We start from the raw sequence: 19,111 nt of genomic DNA on the forward strand, positions 1-19,111 counted from the left end.
GCTTGTGGGCCATGTCGACGGCCTGCTCGTCCAGCGGGAGCAGCAGTGGCACCAGCAGCACCGCGCCCGCCACGGCCAGCAGCACGGCGGCCGAGGCGCGCACCCGCAGGGTGCGGCCGCTGCCGGCGCCGAGCGCCGGGCCGGTCTGCAGCACTGCGTTCACATCTCCTCCAGTGCGACGCGCGGGTCGGCCAGCCCGTACAGCAGGTCCGAGAGCAGGTTTCCGGCCAGCACCGCCACCGTGGCCAGCGTGGTGAGGGCCGCCAGCAGCGGGAAGTCCGTCGCTGTGGCGGCCTTGACGGTGGCCGAGGCGATACCGGGCCAGCTGAAGACGGTCTCCACCAGCAGTGCGCCGGTGATGAGTTCGGGCACCCGCGAGCCGACCAGCGTCAGCAGCGGCAACAGCCCCGAGCGCAGCGCGTGCCGCAGCAGCACCGTGCGCTCGGCCAGCCCCCGGGCGCGGGCCCCGCGTACGGCGTCCTCCTCCAGCGCGTCACCGACGCCCTGCCGTACGTACAGCAGGAACCACGGAACCTGTGCGACGGCCAGCACCAGTGCGGGCAGCGCGAGATGGCGCACCAGTGCGCCGGCGGTGACCAAGTCGCTGCCGGAGTCGGTGAGTCCGCCCGCGGGCAGTACGTCGAGCTGGACGGCGAACAGCCAGATGCCCAGCAGCCCGAGCCAGAACGGAGGTGCGGCCTCCAGGGTGTAGGCGAGCGAGGTGACGGTCCGGTCGAACGCGCCGCCCCTGCGGCGTGCCGCGGCGACGCCGAGGGTTGTGCCGGCCAGGACGGCGCAGGCGAAGCCCGCCGCGCACAACAGCACCGACCAGCCCAGCCGTTCGCCGATGACCTGCGCGACGGGTTGCCGCAGCGAGGTGGACTCCCCCAGATCCCCCGTCAGCGCACTGGTCAGCCAGTCCCACCAGCGCCGCGGAAACGGCCCGTCCACGTGCAGGTTGCTGCGCAGCTGGTCCAGGGTTTCCTGCGAGGCGTTGAGACCGGCTGCTCCGGCGTACTGCTGTACGGGGTCGAACGGCGACGCTGCCGCCAGGGCGAACACCCCGAATGTGACCGCCACCAGCACGGGTACCGCGGCGAGCAACCGCCGCCCCACCATGCGCGTTGCGGGGCGCCATCGCGGGCTGCCCCTGCGGAACGACTGCTCACAAGCGGTGGTTGCGCCCCTCATTCTTCCGGCTGCCAGTCCTGGAGGTCCCACCAGGGGCCCGCGCCGATGCCGTGGTCGTGGGGTTCGATCTGGGTGGTGAGGCCGCGCCACTTGTCGTCCACGACGTAGACGTGATCGATGTAAGTCAGGAAGGTGTACCCGGGGTTCTCCGCGAGAGCGCGCTGCACCTTGTCGTACGCGGTCTTGCGCACCTTGGCGTCGCCGCTGCGACGCGCAATGTCCAGTTGCTCGTCGACGGTCTTGTCGCGGTAGTGGGCGAGGTTGTTCCAGCCGTCACCGATCTGCGAGGAGTGCAGGGTCGGGTAGAGGTCGAAGTCGGGGTCGGCGGGGAAGCCGTTGCCCATCAGCATCGCGTCGTGCCCGAGCCTGGGGCGGACGGCCTCGCGGCTGCCGGCCTGCACCTTGACGTCGATGCCGGCCTTCTTCGCGTCGGAGGCGTAGGCCAGGGCGTGGTCCTGGCGGAGCTTGTCGCCGGAGAAGTACCAGAGGGTGAACGCCGCGCGCCTGCCGTGCTTGACGCGGATGCCGTCCTTGCCGGGCTTCCAGCCGGCCTTGGCGAGGATCTTTTTGGCGCGGGACAGGTCGTGGGGGCGTTCGGTGCCCTTGGCGAACCAGGGGCTGTCGGTGGGCAGCGGGCCGTACGCGGGCTTGCCCGCGCCGCTGAGCACCGACTTGACCATGGCCTTGCGGTCGACGGCGAGGTCGAGGGCGCGGCGGACGGCCTTGTCACGGGTGACGGGGTTGCCGCTGGGGAGGGTGACGGCGCGGTAGTCGGCCGTCTCCGCGCTGAAGGTGCGCTTCCCCTCGTCCTCCTCATACGCCTTGGCGAGGTTGGGCGGGAGGATGGCGCCGTTCAGATCGCCGGAGCGCAGCCGGGTGGCGCGTACGTCGTCGTCCTCGATGACGGCGACGGTGAAGCGCTTGACCTTCGGTCTGCCGCCCCAGTAGTGCGGGTTGGCCTTGAAGCTGAGCTTCTCGCCCTTGCGCCAGCTGGTGAGGATGTAGGGGCCGGTGCCGACCGGCTTGGTGTTGTAGGAGCCGGTGTTGACGTCGGTCTTCGAGGCGACGGCCTGCGAGGCGATGGGCAGTACGGTGCGCTCGGCGAACGCCGCGTAGGGGTATTTAAGCCGGAAGACGACCCGGTGCCCGCCCACTGCGCGGACGCTCTCGATGGCGTCCAGCTCGCCCTTGGAGGCGTTGTTGGTCTTCTTGTCGAGGATCGTCTCGTAGGTGTAGACGACGTCCTTCGCGGTGAAGGGTCTGCCGTCGCTGAAGGTGACGCCCTTGCGCAGGTCGTAGGTGTAGGTCCGGCCGTCCTCGCTCACCTTGGGCAGGTGGGTGGCGAGCGCGGGTCGCAGGTTCATCTTGGCGTCGTGGGTGAGCAGGCCGTCGAATAGCTTCGAGTTGCCCTCTTTGCCGTAACCCAGCAGAGGGCTGAGGGTTTCCGGCTCCTGTGTCACGCCCACCGTCAGGGAGTCCGTGCCGCCGCCCGGACCGTCACCGTCGCCGTCGCCGGGCGCCGAGCACGCCGTGGCCGCCGTGAGGACGACGGCGGCGGTCGCCATCGCGGTGGCTGTCCGTACCGTCCGGGCAGGCATCTTGTGGCACACTCCCTGTTCAAGATCACTCGCTCTTGCAATCGATTCGCAATTAGCTTCGATTAAACCATGCCGCACGCGGTGCGCTATGCCCCGATACCTCCCGGACCTACTGTCAAGGCCCGGGCAAGATCCAGCCCCAGTAACGCTGTTTTCTTCCACGCGCCGCTTCTCGGTCAGTAGCCTCATGGGCCCGACCGGAACTCCCCGGTGAATGAAGCGAGCTGGAGACCCCTTCGATGGAACGTCCCGCCTGGGCCCCGCAGGGCATCGATCTCACCGTGCCGAGCGTGTCGCGGATGTACGACTACTACCTGGGCGGTTCGCACAACTTCGAGGTCGACAGGGCTGCGGCACGGCAGGCCATCCAGGCGTGGCCGGGGCTGCCGAAGGTCATGCAGGCCAACCGTGCCTTCATGCGCCGGGCCATCCGCTTCGCCATCCAGGAGGGGATCAACCAGTTCCTCGACATCGGCTCGGGCATCCCCACCTTCGGCAACGTCCACGAGGTGGCCCACGCGCTGGACCGCAGCGCACGCGTCGTCTACGTCGACAACGACCCGGTCGCCGTGGCGCACAGCCGCGCGGTGCTGGAGGGCGACAGCAGGGCCGGCATCGTCTCGGCGGACTTCCGCTCGCCGCAGGACATCCTGGAGAGCCCCGAGGTCGAGAACCTGCTGGATCTGGACAAGCCGCTGGTGCTGATGCTCGTCGCGCTGCTGCACTTCATCGAGGACCGCGACGAACCCCGCAAGTCCATCGCGGAGTTGGCCCGCCACCTGGCGCCCGGCAGCCTGCTGGTGCTCTCCCACGGGTCCCCCGACGGCGGGCCCGTGCGCGACCGGGGCGCCGCCTTGCAGGAGGTCTACAGCACCGCGAGCGCCCCGCTGATCATCCGGTCCAAGGACGAAATCGCGCAGTTCTTCGAGGAGTTCGAGATGGTGGAGCCGGGTCTGGTCGCGCTGCCGCGCTGGCGCCCCGACAGTCCCACGGAGCACGAGGACCCCGTCGTCTACAGCGGGTTCGCCGGAGTCGGCCGTAAGGCGGGACTCGCCGAGTGAGCTCCCAGGACGAGACCGAGAAGGACGAGGGGCATACGAGCCCGGCCCGCGGCGGCAGCACCGGAGCGGCGGAAGAGGAGGACGGCCTTCGCCGCTTCGCCCGGATCTGGAGCCGCACCGTCTACCCCGCCACCCAGACCTCGCTCTCCCGCGCCGAGTTGGAGGATTTCCTACACCCGCTGGCCGGCAAGCTGGCGGAGGCGCTGCACGCCTACCCGTTCACCCCCGCACCCGGCCGGGAGGTCGGCGAAGTGCTGGTGAAGGAGGCACACTGCACCAGCCCCGACGCGCTGCCGCACATCCTCGGCGTCGTCGAGTCCTATCTGGTGCTCTACGCGGGAACTCCCGACACACTCGGCGTGGACGAGGCCCGCTCGCGCTGCTCCCGGCTCCAGCACGCCATCGCCGCCGGATTCACGCTCGCGGTACAGGAGCGCACACTGGCCGAGCAGGAGGCGCTCTCGCGTGCCGCGCTGGCCGCGCAGACGGCCGTCGAGGAGGCCCTGCACGCATCGGAGACCCGCTTCAGGGCCGTCTTCAAGGACGCCACCATCGGGATCGGCATCGCCGACATGAACGGCAGGCTGCGCGACGCCAACGGCGCCCTCGCCAGGATGTTCGGGCACTCCGAGGAGGAGATGCGCCGCCGGAACATCAACGACTGGGTGCACCCGGACGACGCACCGGACGTCTGGCGGCTGCACCGCGAACTGGCCGCCGGGCGACGCGACCACTTCCGGGTGGAGAAGCCCTACCAGCGCCCCGACGGCACGGTGCTGTGGACCAATCTGACCGTCTCGCTGCTGCGCGACGCCGAGGGCGAACCCCGCTACCAGCTCGCCCTGATGGAGGACATCACCGAGCGCCGCCTGCTGCATCTGCGGCTGCGCTACGAGGCGACCCACGACGAGCTGACCGGGCTGCCGAACCGCACGCTGTTCGCCGAGCGCCTGGACCGCATCCTGACGCCCGGCAACGGAGTCGGCAGGTTCGGGCTGTGCTATCTGGACATCGACGGCTTCAAGACGGTCAACGACAGCCTGGGGCACGCCGTCGGCGACCAGCTCCTGATCGCGGTCGGCGAGCGGCTGCAGTCCTGCACCACCGCGCCGGCGCATCTGGTGGCCCGGATAGGCGGTGACGAGTTCGTCGTGCTCATGTCCGACCCCGAGGGCACGGAGGAGGTCACCTGTCTGGCCCGGGCCCTGCTGGCGGCGCTGGCGACGCCGATCTCGGTGGACGGGCGCGAGCTGTCGGTCCGTGCCAGCATCGGCATCGTCGAGGGAGCCTCGGGCGAGCTGGAGCCGGCCGAGGTGCTGCGCAGCGCCGACATCACCATGTACCGGGCCAAGGACGCCGGCGGCAACCGCTACGAGCTGGCCGACCCGGACTCGGAAGCGCGGGCCATAGACCGGCACAGCCTCACCAACCGGCTGCCCGCGGCGCTGGAGCGGGACGAGTTCTTCCTGGAGTACCAGCCGCTGATCCGGATGAGCGACGGCCGGGTGGACGGCGCCGAGGCGCTGGTGCGCTGGAAGCATCCGGTGCACGGGCGGCTCGGCCCCGACCGGTTCATCCCGCTGGCCGAACACACCGGGCTCATCGTGCCGTTGGGCCGCTGGGTGCTGGAGCAGGCCGTGGCGCAGACCTGCGCCTGGTCGGACGGGGACCCGCTGCGGGTCAACGTCAACCTCTCGCCCAGGCAGCTGCACCATCCCGACCTGGTGCCCGACACCATCGCCGTGCTGGAGTCGGCGGGTGTGGAGCCCTCGTCGCTGTGCCTCGAGGTGACCGAGAGCGCGCTGATCGGCGCGGACGAGGACGAGCTCAAGCCGCTGTGGCAGCTGGCCGAGATCGGCGTCGACATCGCGCTGGACGACTTCGGCACCGGCTACTCCAACCTGGCCAACCTGCGCAAGCTGCCCGCCACCACGCTCAAGCTGGACCGCTCCTTCACCCAGGGCCTCCAGCAGCACCCGGCCGACCCGGTGGACCTCACCTTCGTGGAGGGCATCGTCTCGCTCGCACACGCGCTGGGCCTGGCGGTCACCGTCGAGGGGGTGGAGACCGAGAGCCAGGCCGACCAGCTGCGCGACCTGGGCTGCGACACGGCGCAGGGGTGGTACTACGCGCGTCCGTCCTCGCCGGGCGAGTTCGCGAAGGACTGGGCACCCACGGGATGAGGGTGCCCCTCGTACGGTCGGGCCGGCCCTAGGGGCCCAGGTCCAGGTGGCTCTCGAACCACTCCACCAGGTCGGCCTCGACCTCGTCCCGTACGGTCTCGTTGAGGATCTCGTGCCGTGCGCCGTCGTACGCGCGCCAGCTCAGATCACGGGTGCCCAGATAGCGGAAGTCCTCCAGGAGTTCGTAGACGAGCGTCATGCGCTGATTGCACGGATCCTGGTCGCCGACGGCGATGTGGACCGGCAGTGAGCGCGGGATGCGGGCGAACTGCTCCGGATCGTTGATCTTGCGGGAGCCGAGCACCCAGTCCAGGGACAGGCCCGCGCTGAAGGGGAAGCCGCAGCGCTCGTCCTGGGCGTAGATGTCGACCTCGACCTCGTCGCGGGAGAGCCATTCGAAGCCGGTGCGGTGCTCGAAGGGGTCGTTGAAGGAGCTGAAGAGCTCGGCGGTGAAGTCGGACGGCGCGTCCCGCCCGCGCTCGGCGATCTCCCGCTCCAGCTGCTGCACGGCGCTCTCCGTCTCGCAGCCGGGCAGCGAGCGGAAGGTGCCCGAGAGCACCAGCCCGGACAGCTCCTCGCCGTACTCCTGGGCGTAGTCGCGGGCAAGCTGGGAGCCCATGCTGTGGCCGAGGAGGAAGAACGGGGCGTCGGAGGGCAGATGGGCACGGGCCCGGTCGCCGACCTCCTTGAGGTCGGCGACCGTGGCCCGCCAGCCCTCGGCGCCCACGGCGCCGTAGCCGCCGGTGTGGGGCGCCGTCGCGCCGTGCCCCCGGTGGTCGGAGGCGACGACGGCGTATCCGCCGGCCGCGAGCCTGCGGGCGAACCGGTCGTAGCGCAGCGCGTGTTCGGCGGCGCCGTGTGCGATCTGGACCAAGGCGCGGACATCGCCCTGGGGCAGCCAGGTGTAGGTCGCCACCGGTGTCCCGTCTGCCACGGTCGTGCTCTCGTCCCGCCGTTCCGCCACACTCGGCCCCTTTCGGCTCTCGGCCTTCAGCTCTCGGCCCGTTCCGTTCGGCTGCTGCCGCGCTGCGCGGCGCGGATCACCGCGCCGGGCGCAGGCGGTAACCGTAGCGGTAGGTGTGGTCCGCGTGAAGGAGGTACTTCTCCAGCGGCGGTGCGCCCCAGGAGTCGTTGCCGCCGACGCCCATCTGCCGGTGGTTGACGCCGAGCACGGTCTCCTTCCTGGGCTTGAGCTCGTAGGGGTGTGCCGGTCCGTCCAGGTCCTCCGGCGCGTAGCGGAGGGCGCTCAGCTCGAGATGGTCGCCGTCCTCGGTGGTCACCCGCAGCCCCGCACCGTGCTTGCCGGTCAGCTCGCCCCAGCGCACGCCGGTGACGTTGCCGCACTGCTGCGGCCGTACGTACGGCGTGAACTGCTGCTCCACGGTGGAGCGGTAGCGGCCGACGCGGGCGCCGGTCGCGCGGTCCTGGTAGTTCTCGTGCGGGCCGCGGCCGTACCAGCCGAAGGCGGACAGCCCCTCGGGGAGGGTGAGCAGCGCGCCGACCACCGGGAGATCGGGCAGGCCCTTGCCGGGTTCCAGGGTGTGGGCCACCCGTATCTCGGCGTCGCCGCGCACGGTGAAGACGGTGGTGTACGCGCAGGTCGCCGGGGAGGTCGGCAGGGTGCTGCGGACCTCAATGGTGACGACGGAGCGGCTCTTGCGGGCGACCTTCACCTCGTCGGTGGTGCGCTTGGCGCCCGCCTCCTTCCATGTCCTGGCGGTCTCGTGGAAGTTCCGGCCACGGTCGTTGTCGGTGGGGGCGCGCCAGAAGTTGGGCACCGGGCCTTCGGCGAGCAGGGTGACGCCCTTGTGCCGGAAGCCGGCGAGGGTGCCGCGTGCCTTGTCGAGGGTGACGGTGAAGTCCCGGCCCGTGACGGTGACCTTCTCGCCAGTCTCCTCGTACTCGACGGGCGGCAGCTTCCCGTCCCCCGGCTCCTCGGGAGCCGGTTTCTGCCAGGCGGTGAGCTGGAACTGACCCCCGGCCACCTCGTGCCCCGCCTCCGCCCAGGAGGTGCCCTGCCGCAGCACGAGGGAGAGGTTGAGCCAGTACTCGGCGCCGGGTTCCGGCTCGGCCGGGCGGTCGAGGGGCAGCCGTACGGTGCCGGTGCCGCCGGGTCCGGTACGGGGCGGGCGCAGGGTGCCGTGCTGGACGCGCTCCCCGTCGCGGGTGACCTCCCAGCGCAGTTCGTAGGCGTCCAGGCCGCTGAAGAGCTGCTTGTTGACGAGTCCGATCTCGCCCTCGGCGGCCTTGCCGCCCGAGAACGCGATCCGCTGGTAGACGCGTTTGACCTCGCTCATGGCGGGGTTGACCTCGCGGTCGCCGCGGACGACGCCGTTGCAGCAGAAGTTGCCGTCCGTCGGATAGCCCTCCACCCAGTCGCCGCCGTACGACAGGTAGCTGCGGGAGGGGTCGCCGGGGACCGGCTTTCTGATCGTCTGGTCCACCCAGTCCCAGATGAAGCCGCCGTGCAGGTTGGAGTACTTCTCGAAGAGGTCCCAGTACTCCTGGAGGTTGCCGGTGCTGTTGCCCATGGAGTGCGCGTACTCGCACAGCATGAACGGCTTTTCGCCGCCCGACTCACCGTACTTCTCGACCTCGTCGGGCTTGGCGTACATCCGGGACTCCACGTCGGCCACGGAGCTCATGCCCTCGTAGTGCACGGGACGGCTCGGGTCGCGCTGGTGGAACCAGTCGGCCATCTTGCGGAAGTTGTCGCCGCTGCCCGCCTCGTTGCCGAGCGACCACAGCACCACGCAGGGGTGGTTCTTGTCGCGCTCCAGCATGCTGCGCGCCCGGTCCAGACAGGCCGCCGTCCATTCGGCGAGCGATCCGGGGAGGGTGTCGCGCACCTCGTGGGTCTCCAGATTGGTCTCGCCGACGACGTACAGGCCGTACTCGTCGCACAGCTCCAGCCAGCGGGGCGAGTTGGGGTAGTGCGAGGTGCGGACGGCGTTGATGTTGTGCTGCTTCATCAGCTTGATGTCGCGCAGCATCGTCTCCTCGGGCACGGCCTGTCCGTGCACGGGGTCGGTCTCGTGCCGGTTGGTGCCGGCGAAGAGCAGCGGCTTGCCGTTGATCTCCAGCTTTCCGGGGCCGAAGGTGAGCTTGCGGAAGCCGAACCGCACCCGGTGGACCTCGCTGCGGCCGCCGCCGGGGTCCCGCACTGTCAGCACCAGCGTGTAGAGGCTGGGGCTCTCCGCCGACCACAGCTTCGGCCGGTGCACGGTGCCGGTCAGCTCCAGGTCGGCGATGCCGCCGGCCGGCGGCTCGGCGCTGCCGGTGAGCGGGCCGGTCTCGACCTGGCGCCCGTCCGCGTCGTAGAGCGTGCCGGAGACGGTGTACTTCCCCGCTGTCCCGCCGGTGGTGTCGCGTATCCGGGTACGCACGGTGAGGCCGGCTTCGGTGAGGGCGCCGTCGAGCTCGGTGCGGACCTCGGCGTCGTGGAGATGGACGCGGGGCACCGAGTACAGATACACGTCGCGGAAGATCCCGGACAGGTCGATCATGTCCTGGTCCTCCAGCCAACTGCCGTCGGACCAGCGGTGGACCTGTACGGCGAGCGTGTTCTCGCCGTCCTTCAGGTGCTCGCCGATGTCGAACTCGGCCGGCGTGTAGCTGTCCTCGCTGTAGCCGACCCGCTCGCCGTTCACCCACACGAAGAAGGCCGACTTCACCCCCTGGAACGAGATCAGGGTGCGCCTGCCGCGCCAGCCGCCGGGCACGGTGAAGGTGCGGCGGTAGGAGCCGACAGGGTTGAACTTCCTGGGGACGTGCGGCGGTTCGGGCTTCTCGTAACCGGTCCAGGGGTACTTGATGTTCAGGTAGATGGGCTCCCGGTAGCCCTGGATCTCCCAGTTGGACGGCACGGGCAGCAGGTCCCAGTCGCAGTCGTCGAAATCGGTGCGGTGGAACCCGTCCGGGCGCTTGTCGGGGTTCTCCGACCAGCGGAAGCGCCACCTCCCGTTCAGCGAGCGGTAGTACGGGCTGGATTCGTGGCCGCCGCGCAGTGCGGCTTTCGGGTCGCGGTAGGGGATCAGGGCCGCGCGTGCCGGTTCGCGGTTGACCTCGAAGACGGTGGGATCGGCATCCCACTCCCGGCCGTCCGGGGCCGTGGCGCCCTGTCTGCGTTCGGCGGCGAAGGCCGCCTTCTGCTCGCGGAAGGCGGCCCAGCCCGCCAGAACGCCGCCTGTCGTCGCCAGAAAACTCCGTCGTGCCCATGGCATCGCATTCATGACTCCACAAGACACCACAGATTCAAATGGGCATCAACGCTTTCGCACAGCTTCTTTCATCCTCATAGTCGCTGCCGCCCCCCTTCCAACGCCCGTACCAACGCCGCCTCCAGAAGGGCGACTTCGGCCCTTTCGGCAGCCTCAGCTGGAGCCTCACTCGCCATGGCCGTGCTCTTCGCCCTGCGGACGCGCATGCCGCGCCACGGCCGCCGGGTGGCGGCGGGACGACTCCCCCGCCGCCGTGGTCTCGTCCGAGTGGCGGTCGGCCTCCTCCGCCAGGGTGCGGCGCCGCCGGAACGCGGCCATCAGCCCGGGATCGTGTGCCTCTCCGGTGGGGCGGCCGTCGGCCCGCCGCGGCCGTCCCGGCTCGCGCAGCTGCGGGGCGATGTGCTTCTGACGGCTCCGCACCGGCAGCGGCGGGCGCTCCCCCTCGGCCTCGCCTTCCGCACGGGCACCGGGCGTCCCCAACGGCAACGGGGTGGCGGGCCCGCTCGCCTTCCCCCGCGCCCGGGCCCGCGGTCGCGGATCGGGGCCGGACTCCTGGCCGGCGCCGGAGTCCCGGCCCGGCTCCGCATCCGCCTTCGCCCCCACGGCCGCGGGAGCGACTTCCGCGTCGGGGCGCGGCGCGGTTTCCGGCGGCAGGGAGGCATCCTGTCCGCGGGGGCTGCCCAGCAGGCGCCAGGGCAGCACGGCGACGGCCTGCACTCCGCCGTAGATGTTGCTCTGGAGCTGGACGACGATGCCGTGACGGCGGGCGAGTGCCGAGATGACGTAGAGGCCGATGCGCCCGTCCCGCACCAGCTCGGGGACGTTGATCCGGTCCGGTTCGGCCAGCACCGCGTTGAGCCGGTTCTGTACGCCCGGGTCCATGCCGCGCCCCCGGTCCTCGATCTCGACCGCGAGTCCGGCGGTGACCCGCTGGGTGCGCACCAGCACTTGGGTGTCCGGCGCGGAGAACACCGTGGCGTTCTCGACCAGTTCGGCCAGCAGATGGATGACATCGGCGACGGCGTGCCCACGCACCGTGCCCTCGACCGGGGGCACCAGCTGGACCCGGGTGTACTGCTCGACCTCCGCGACGGCGGAGCGCAGCACCTCGGAGAGGGAGACGGGGCGCGCCCACTGCCGCTGTGCGACGGCACCGCCCAGTACGGCCAGGTTCTCCGCGTGGCGGCGGGTACGGGTGGCGAGGTGGTCGACGTTGAAGACGCCCTTGAGCAGTTCCGGGTCCTCCACCTCGTTCTCCAGCTCGTCGATCAGCTCGATCTCCCGGTGCACCAGCGACTGGAGCCTGCGGGCGAGGCTGAGGAAGACCTGGGCCCGCTCCTCGCCGCCGCCGCGCGCCTGGGCGGTCAGGCCGATCGCCTCCACGACGGCGGTCTCCGCGGCGCACTGGGCGAGCGCCGCCTGGTGGCCGAGCAGGTCGAGGGCGTCGCCGTCCGGCTCGGTCTCGGGGGCCCGAGTGCGGGTCACCGGGCGCTCGCCGTGCCGCAGCGCCCACAGCATCGACCGCAGCTCGGCCTGGCCCCGCACCAGGCTTCGCCGCAGCGCCGCGCAGCGTGCCGCCGTACCGCGGGCCTCGGCCGCGGCGAGCATGCCCGCGGTGCCGAGCACCCCGCACACCACCAGTGCGCCGACGACCAGTACGGCCGAGAGCCCGGCGCCGACCGGGCGGGTGCCGTCGCGGTCCGCGAGCAGACACCCGGCGACGACGGCGCCGGTGACCGCGACCAGTCCGCAGGGCAGTACGGCGAGGCGTACCAGGCGGCGGCGTACGGCGGCGTCGCCCACGTGCTCGCGTGCCCGGGCCTGCGCCCTGGTGCGGCCGTGGCGGCGCCGTGCAGGGACGTTCCGTTCGGGAGAGCCGGACGGTGGCACGGCGGGGGAAGAAGAATTGGATGATCCTCTTCCGTTTTTCGCCGCGGAGCTCGGGGGTTCGGCCATGGGTTCCTCGAAAGAGTTGAGGCAGGTGAGCGGTGGAAGACGCAGCGCTGCAGGGACAGCTGGGGCCGTCGACGCCGAGGTCACGCTAGCCCGCTGCCCGGCCCCGCCTTGCCCCGTACGAAGCATTCGCCAGGGTTCGCCAGCTCCTAAAGAGTGAACCAGCCCGGCTCCCGCTTGACAGGCCGCGCCCGCTCAACTCCGCGCGGGGCGTGCTGTGTTCGCACCAGCTCAACCGCGTTCAGTACGCCCTGACGGTGACGTTCACCCGCCCCCGCAGGCCCAGTGCGGGCGGCGCCGAGCCGGGCTCGGTCCGGGGCACGCCGTGGTACGCCAGCCGTGCGGGCCCGCCGAAGACGAAGACGTCGCCGCTGCGCAGTTCCACATCCCGCCACGGCCTGCCCCGCCCCTCGGTGTTCCCGAAGCGGAAGACACAGCTGTCCCCGAGACTGAAGGAGACGACGGGCGCGGCCGAGCGCTCGTCACTGTCCCGGTGCATGCCCATGCGCGCCCCGTCGCCGTAGAAGTTGACCAGCGCGATGTCGTACGGAACGGCGCAGGGCCCGGCGCCGGCGACCGGCTCCCTCAGCACCGCGTTCGCCGCGTCCACCGCGGCCCGCGCCCACTCCCCCAGCCAGTCCGGAAACGGCCTCACCGGCTCCCCGCCACCGTCGGCCACGGTCGGCCCGTACGCGTACGGATACTGGTGCCGCGCGCAGGAAGGCGGAGGCTGCCGCACGGCCTGACCGCAGTCCGGGCAGCTGGGCACCGGGCCCCAGTGCCATCCGAGAGACAGCTGCCTGACCGACATCTCCTTGCCGCCGGGCAGCCGTACAGTGCGCAGCCCGGCCGGCGGCTTCGCCCACTCCCGGCACGCCGCGAGCAGCTTGTGCTGCTCCTCCCAGGACAGCCTGTCCGGCAGGTGGGCAGCGCCGACGGCGACCTCCTCCGGCTCCCGCGGGAACAGCTCACCTACACCCATTCGTCGATTCTGCCGCAGCGGATCCGAGGGCGGGCAATGCGAGAGGGGCCGGCCCGACCGGACCGGCCCCTCTCGATGTGCACGGGTGCCATCCGCTGCGTGGAACGTCACCCCACCTCAGCCGAAGCCGCGGGACATGGACTCAGCCGACCGGCTCCTTCTCCGCCTCGGCGGCCTGCTCGGGCGGTTCGGCCGGGGTGGCACTCCGTGCCGCCAGCTGCTTGGCAAGCGGGTCGCGGCCCAGCTCCGGGAAGTCCTCCCTCAATGCCCGCAGCAGCGAGAACATCATCACGAAGGCGATCACGAAGAACGGCAGTCCGATGACCGTGATCACCTGCTGCAGGGCGTCCAGCCCGCTCTTGCCGGTGGCCGCCAGCAGGGTGCCGCCGACCACGCCCTGGGTGACGGCCCAGAAGACACGCTGCCGGGTCGGGGTGGGCAGCTTCTCGTCCACCCGCTCACAGAGCATGTCGACCACCATGGAGGCGGAGTCGGCCGAGGTGGTGAAGAAGATGACCACGATCAGCACCGACAGCGCCGAGATGAGGGTGGCCGCCGGGTAGTTCTGCAGGAAGGTGAAGAGCGCGCCGGGGACGTCGCCCTCCTTCACGACGGCCTTGACCAGCCCACCCGAGCCGTTCATCTCGATGTCGAACGAGCCCATGCCGAAGATGCTGAACCAGATCACCGTGAAGGCGGAGGGCAGCGCCAGCACGCCCATCACGAACTCGCGGATCGTACGCCCCTTGGAGATACGGGCGACGAAGATACCGACGAACGGCGACCAGGTGATGGTCCAGGCCCAGTAGAAGACCGTCCAGTTGCCCTGCCAGCCGGTGTTGGCGAAGGTGTCGTTCCAGAACGACAGCGGCACCACGGAGCTCACATAGGTCCCGGTCGTCTCGACGATGCCCTTGGCCATGAAGAGCGTGGGCCCGGCGACCAGAACGAAGATCAGCAGGCCGACGGCCATCAGGATGTTGATGTTGGACAGGATCTTGATGCCCTTGTCCAGGCCGCTCATCACCGAGGCGGTGGCGATCGCCGTGACGACAGCGATCAGCAGCACCTGGACGAGCTTGTTCTGCGGGAGGCCGAAGAGCTCGTGCAGACCGCTGTTGATCTGCAAGGTGCCCAGCCCGATGGAGACCGAGACACCGAAGAGGGTGCCCACCACGGCCGTGACATCGACGATCTTGCCGATCGGGCCGTTGATCCGGTCACCCAGCAGCGGGTGCAGGATCGAGCTCACCCGGAAGGGCAGCCCGCGCTGGTAGACGAAGTAGGCGAAGGCCAGCGCGGGGAGGCAGAAGATGGCCCAGGTGTGCAGCCCGAAGTGGTAGAGCGCGAAGGCCATCGCCCGCTCGGCAGCGTGCGCCGACTCCGGCTTGACGCCCTGCTCGGGCGGGTCCGCATAGTGGCTGATCGGCTCGGCGACCCCCCAGAACATCAGGATGGTGCCGATCCCGGCCGCGAAGAGCATCGCGAACCACGCGCCGTTGCTGTACTCGGGGCGCGTGTCCTGCCCTCCCAGCCGGACGTGCCCGTAGCGGCTGAGCGCGATCCAGATCAGGAAGAGCACGAACGTGGTGACGCCGAGGATGTAGAACCAGCCCAGGTTCGTGAGGATCCAGTCGGACGCCTTGGTGAAGACGCTGTCGACCGTGTCGGTCAGCGAGATCGTGGTGACGACGAAGAGGATCGTCAGCGCGGCGGAAGCGAAGAAGATGACCGAGTCGGTACGGAGACCCAGCCTGCGTTGTAGCTGATCCAGCATTGAGTAGTCCCAAGAGGTGGGGAGTTCACTGAAGCGGTTCCGGAATCAGCGGGCATCATGAATGTGCGTTCGCCAATGATCGTCCCGGCCGCGTTGAGCGTTGATGGTGGCACTTTCGGCCAACCCGCCGCACGTCGCGGCTTCTTCTGTTGCACATTCGTGATCCGGAAGGTAACTGCCCTGTAAAAGGCCGCTGTTGACGGCTCCAGGAGATGGCGTGGACAGCCGTTGACCGCCCGCTCAAAAACACCGATTCCGCGCTCAACCAGCCACTGTCAGGACCGCTCCCGGCGTCAGCGACGAGAAGCCCCGCAAACAGGCGCAAAGGGGCGACACGACACAGCGCCGCCCCGGCCCCCGCTCGGAGGGCCGGTCCGCGCGAGGCCGTTCCCCGCCCGGAGTGAGGCGCGGCGGCACAGCCGGGACGGCACTTCCACGGTGCCGTCCCGGCCGCGCCCCGTGGCGCCCCGTGGCGCCCCGCAGAACGTCGTACGGGTCACCTTCCAAGGTCTGATCGCCTCAGGCATCCATGGCTTATGGTCGGACGGACGGTCGTCGCAGATGCTAGGAGCGCGCGTGAGTGTGGAGCCCGCCGAAACGGTGCTGACCGGGGTACGGAATTTCCGGGATGTCGGGGGCCTGCCGACGATGGACGGGCGCCGGGTGCGGCGGGGGGTGCTCTTCCGCAGCGGGCACCTGGCACACGCGACGCCGGAGGACGCCGCCTTCCTCGGCGAGCTGAAGCTGCACACGGTCTTCGACTTCCGCAACTCCGCCGACCAGGCGCTCGACGGCCCCGACATCGAGCTGCCGGGCGTCCGCAACGTCAACCTCCCGCTCTCCGACCCGGCCGACGGTGCCGAGTTCTGGCGGCTGGTGCGGGACGGGGAGCTGGACCAGCTGCGGGCGATCCTCGGCGACGGGCTCGCCGCCCGGCGGATGACCGACTCCTACAGCACCATGATCCGCGAGCGCACTGCGGAGCACAGCCGCATCCTGCACGCCCTCGCCGAGGACAGCGTGCCCGCGCTGATGCACTGCGCGGCCGGCAAGGACCGGGCGGGCCTCTCGATCGCCGTCACGCTGCTGGCGCTCGGCGTCGAGCGGACCGCCATCGAGGAGGACTACCTCCAGTCCAACCAGCCGCACCGGCGGTACAAGATCTACCGCAGCAGCAAATCCAGGGCCGGGATGTCCCCCGAGGTCCTGGAACTGCTCGCCCCCCTCTTCGACGCCCGCGCCGCCTACCTCCACGCGGCGTTCACCACCATCGACGAGCTCTGGGGCGACGTCGACGCCTATCTGACGCAGGGCCTCAAGTTCTCCCCCGCGACCCGCACCCGGTTGCAGTCCCGCCTGCTGGAACCCTGAGGCACCCTGCGCCCGGCCCGCTCCGGGCTATGCTGGGCCCGCAGCTGGTTCGCCCCGCCGGCCAGGCGGGAGGCGTCGTAAGAGGGAACCCGGTGCGAATCCGGGACTGCCCCGCAGCGGTGAGCGGGAACGACCGCCGTCATACGCACTGGACCCACGGTCCGGGAAGCGACGGCCAGTAGGTGCCCGCCGGGAGACCGGCAGGCGCGCCCGCGAGTCCGAAGACCTGCCCGCTGCCCGTACGCGTCCACACGCGTACGGTCCTCCCGGAGACCTCGAGGGCGGGTCGGAGAGCACAGCGCAGCAGGCGGCGGACCCCAGCCACGCGTCCGCGGCCCGTGCCGCCACCCTTCGCGTCCTCGTCCCGCAATCCGGGAGCGCTGGAGACATCTCGCGAAGGAGAGTTGCGTGACAGCGCCACAACCGGCCCGTACAGCAGCGAACCGGGCCACCACTCCCCCGCCTGCACCGGTGCGCGCCACGGTGTACGGCTACCCCCGCCAGGGCCCCGACCGGGAGCTGAAGAAGGCGATCGAGGGCTACTGGAAGGGCAGCGTCACCGCCCAGGCCCTCCATGAGACGGCCGCCGGGCTGCGCCGCGCCAACTGGCGGCAGCTGACCGAGGCGGGCCTGCACGAGGTGCCCACGGGCGACTTCTCGTACTACGACCATGTGCTGGACACCACCGTGATGGTCGGCGCCGTCCCCGAGCGGCACCGGGAGGCCGTGGCGGCGGACCCGCTGGCCGGCTACTTCGCCATGGCCCGCGGCACGCAGGAGGCCCCGCCGCTGGAGATGACCAAGTGGTTCGACACCAACTACCACTATCTGGTGCCCGAACTCGGTCCTGACACCGTCTTCAAGGCGGACTCGGGCAAGCAGACAGCCGAGCTGAAGGAAGCGCTCGCGCTGGGCCTGAAGTCGGCCCGGCCGGTCCTCGTCGGACCCGTCACCTACCTTCTGCTGGCCAAACCGGCGCCCGGTGTGGCCCCCGACTTCGAGCCGCTGACGCTGCTGGAGCGGCTGCTGCCGGTCTACGCGGAAGTCCTCGCCGACCTGCGCGCCGCCGGCGCACAGTGGGTGCAGCTGGACGAGCCCGCGCTGGTGCAGGACCGCACCGATGCCGAGCTGGAGGCGGCGGCGCAGGCGTACCAGGCCCTCGGCGGGCTCGCCGACCGGCCGCGGCTGCTGGTCGCCTCCTACTTCGACCGGCTCGGCGAGGCGCTGCCGGTGCTGGCGAAGGCGCCCGTGGAGGGGCTGGCGCTCGACTTCACAGGGCGCGCCGCCGGCAATCTGGACGCCCTCGCGGCGGTCGGCGGACTGCCGGGAAAGCGGCTGGTCGCGGGCGTGATCGACGGCCGCAATGTGTGGATCGACGACTACGAGCGCTCCATCGCCACCCTCGCCACCCTGCTGGGCCTCGCGGCGCGGGTGGATGTGGCGGCCTCCTGCTCGCTGCTGCACGTACCGCTGGACGCCCGCGCAGAGCGCCGGATGGATCCGCAGGTCGCCCGCTGGCTGGCGTTCGCGCGGCAGAAGGTGACGGAGGCCGTCACGCTGGCGCGCGGGCTGTCCGAGGGGACCGGCGCGATCGGCGCGGAGCTGGCCGCCAACCGCGCCGATCTGGCCTCCCGTGCGGCCTCGCCGCTCACCCACGACAAGGCCGTACGGGCCCGCTCGGCCGCCGTCACCGAAGCGGACACCCGGCGGCCGCTGCCGTTCGCGCGGCGGACGGCAGCACAGCGCTCCCGGCTGGGGCTGCCGCCACTGCCGACCACCACCATCGGCTCGTTCCCGCAGACCGCCGAACTGCGCGCGGCCCGGGCAGGGCTGCGGGCCGGCCGGCTGGACGAGGCCGGCTACGAGGAGCGGGTCGCCGCCGAGATCCGCGAAGTGGTCGCCTTCCAGGAGGAGGCCGGTCTCGATGTCCTGGTGCACGGCGAGCCCGAACGCAGCGACATGGTGCAGTACTTCGCCGAACAGCTCACCGGGTACCTGGCCACCCGGCACGGCTGGGTGCAGTCCTACGGCACCCGCTATGTGCGCCCGCCGATCCTCGCGGGCGACGTCGCGCGAGAGCGGCCGATGTCGGTCCGCTGGACGAAGTACGCCCAGTCGCTGACCTCCCGCCCGGTCAAGGGGATGCTCACCGGCCCGGTGACCATGCTCGCCTGGTCGTTCGTACGGGACGACCAGCCGGTGTCCGAGACGGCGCGCCAGGTGGCCCTCGCGCTGCGCGACGAGGTGTGCGAGCTGGAAGCCGCGGGGACCGCCGTCATCCAGGTCGACGAGCCGGCGCTGCGCGAGACGCTGCCGCTGCGCGCCGCCGACCGGGCCGGATATCTGGCCTGGGCGACGGCGGCTTTCCGGCTCACCACCAGCGGGGTGCGCCCGGACACCCGGATCCACACCCATATGTGCTACGCGGAGTTCGGCGATGTGATCGACGCCATCGCCGAACTGGACGCGGACGCCATCTCCCTGGAGGCCGCCCGCTCCCACATGCAGGTCGCCGACGAGCTGGCCTCGCACGGCTACCCCCGTGAGGCGGGCCCCGGTGTGTACGACATCCACTCGCCGCGGGTTCCGGGGGTCGAGGAGATGGCGGCCCTGCTGCGCAAGGGCCTTACGGCCATTCCCGCCGACCGGTTGTGGGTCAACCCGGATTGTGGGCTGAAGACCCGGGGTTGGCCGGAGACGCGGGCTGCGCTGGAGAACCTGGTCGAGGCGGCCCGTACGGTGCGCGCTGAGCTGCCGCGTCCGCACTGAGCAGTT

Annotated in this window: 11 protein-coding genes and 1 riboswitch; of the genes, 4 read left to right on the plus strand and 7 right to left on the minus strand. The window is 70.9% G+C overall.

Annotated elements, in window-relative coordinates; all coding sequences use genetic code 11:
* Positions 1 to 159 precede the first annotated feature (159 nt).
* Together ITI46_RS15645 and ITI46_RS15650 are read right to left on the minus strand one after the other, a co-directional pair.
* On the minus strand, positions 160 to 1,119 hold the full coding sequence (locus tag ITI46_RS15645; RefSeq protein WP_247746049.1) for an ABC transporter permease: 960 nt from the start codon (positions 1,117 to 1,119) through the stop codon (positions 160 to 162).
* A 68-nt stretch (positions 1,120 to 1,187) separates the two neighbouring features.
* Complete coding sequence (locus ITI46_RS15650; protein ID WP_209240159.1) at positions 1,188 to 2,789, minus strand: ABC transporter substrate-binding protein; 1,602 nt, start codon at positions 2,787 to 2,789, stop codon at positions 1,188 to 1,190.
* A 239-nt stretch (positions 2,790 to 3,028) separates the two neighbouring features.
* On the opposite strand from ITI46_RS15650, the gene ITI46_RS15655 reads away from it, so the two are divergent.
* Together ITI46_RS15655 and ITI46_RS15660 are read left to right on the plus strand one after the other, a co-directional pair.
* Entirely contained in the window at positions 3,029 to 3,850 is an 822-nt protein-coding gene (locus tag ITI46_RS15655) for an SAM-dependent methyltransferase (protein WP_209240160.1), read from the plus strand.
* A complete protein-coding gene (locus ITI46_RS15660; RefSeq protein WP_307808184.1) occupies positions 3,847 to 6,033 on the plus strand; it encodes a putative bifunctional diguanylate cyclase/phosphodiesterase in 2,187 nt (728 codons plus the stop codon). The genes ITI46_RS15655 and ITI46_RS15660 overlap by 4 nt, the downstream gene beginning before the upstream one ends.
* 28 nt (positions 6,034 to 6,061) lie before the next feature.
* Here ITI46_RS15660 and ITI46_RS15665 read toward each other — a convergent pair whose 3' ends face one another.
* The 5 genes from ITI46_RS15665 to ITI46_RS15685 form a co-directional block, all read right to left on the minus strand.
* Positions 6,062 to 6,997, minus strand: a complete 936-nt coding sequence (locus tag ITI46_RS15665) for an alpha/beta fold hydrolase (protein ID WP_209240161.1) — start codon at positions 6,995 to 6,997, stop codon at positions 6,062 to 6,064.
* Between the two features lie 76 nt (positions 6,998 to 7,073).
* A complete protein-coding gene (gene lacZ / locus ITI46_RS15670) occupies positions 7,074 to 10,256 on the minus strand; it encodes a beta-galactosidase, LacZ type (protein ID WP_247746050.1) in 3,183 nt (1,060 codons plus the stop codon).
* Between the two features lie 162 nt (positions 10,257 to 10,418).
* Entirely contained in the window at positions 10,419 to 12,143 is a 1,725-nt protein-coding gene (locus ITI46_RS15675) for a sensor histidine kinase (RefSeq protein WP_307808185.1), read from the minus strand.
* Positions 12,144 to 12,447: 304 nt separating this feature from the next.
* Positions 12,448 to 13,188: an alpha-ketoglutarate-dependent dioxygenase AlkB family protein gene (locus tag ITI46_RS15680; protein ID WP_209240163.1), complete on the minus strand. Its 741-nt coding sequence runs from the start codon at positions 13,186 to 13,188 to the stop codon at positions 12,448 to 12,450.
* 142 nt (positions 13,189 to 13,330) lie between these two features.
* Positions 13,331 to 14,965, minus strand: coding sequence for a BCCT family transporter (locus ITI46_RS15685; RefSeq protein ID WP_209240164.1), 1,635 nt, complete (start codon positions 14,963 to 14,965; stop codon positions 13,331 to 13,333).
* 561 nt (positions 14,966 to 15,526) lie between these two features.
* Here ITI46_RS15685 and ITI46_RS15690 point away from each other — a divergent pair.
* Together ITI46_RS15690 and metE are read left to right on the plus strand one after the other, a co-directional pair.
* Positions 15,527 to 16,336: a tyrosine-protein phosphatase gene (locus ITI46_RS15690; RefSeq protein ID WP_209240165.1), complete on the plus strand. Its 810-nt coding sequence runs from the start codon at positions 15,527 to 15,529 to the stop codon at positions 16,334 to 16,336.
* Between the two features lie 28 nt (positions 16,337 to 16,364).
* A riboswitch (cobalamin riboswitch) is annotated at positions 16,365 to 16,584 on the plus strand.
* Positions 16,585 to 16,744: 160 nt separating this feature from the next.
* On the plus strand, positions 16,745 to 19,105 hold the full coding sequence (gene metE, locus ITI46_RS15695; protein WP_209240166.1) for a 5-methyltetrahydropteroyltriglutamate--homocysteine S-methyltransferase: 2,361 nt from the start codon (positions 16,745 to 16,747) through the stop codon (positions 19,103 to 19,105).
* Positions 19,106 to 19,111 lie beyond the last annotated feature (6 nt).

It is taken from the genome of Streptomyces oryzae (assembly GCF_017676365.1).
GTDB lineage: Bacteria > Actinomycetota > Actinomycetes > Streptomycetales > Streptomycetaceae > Streptomyces > Streptomyces oryzae.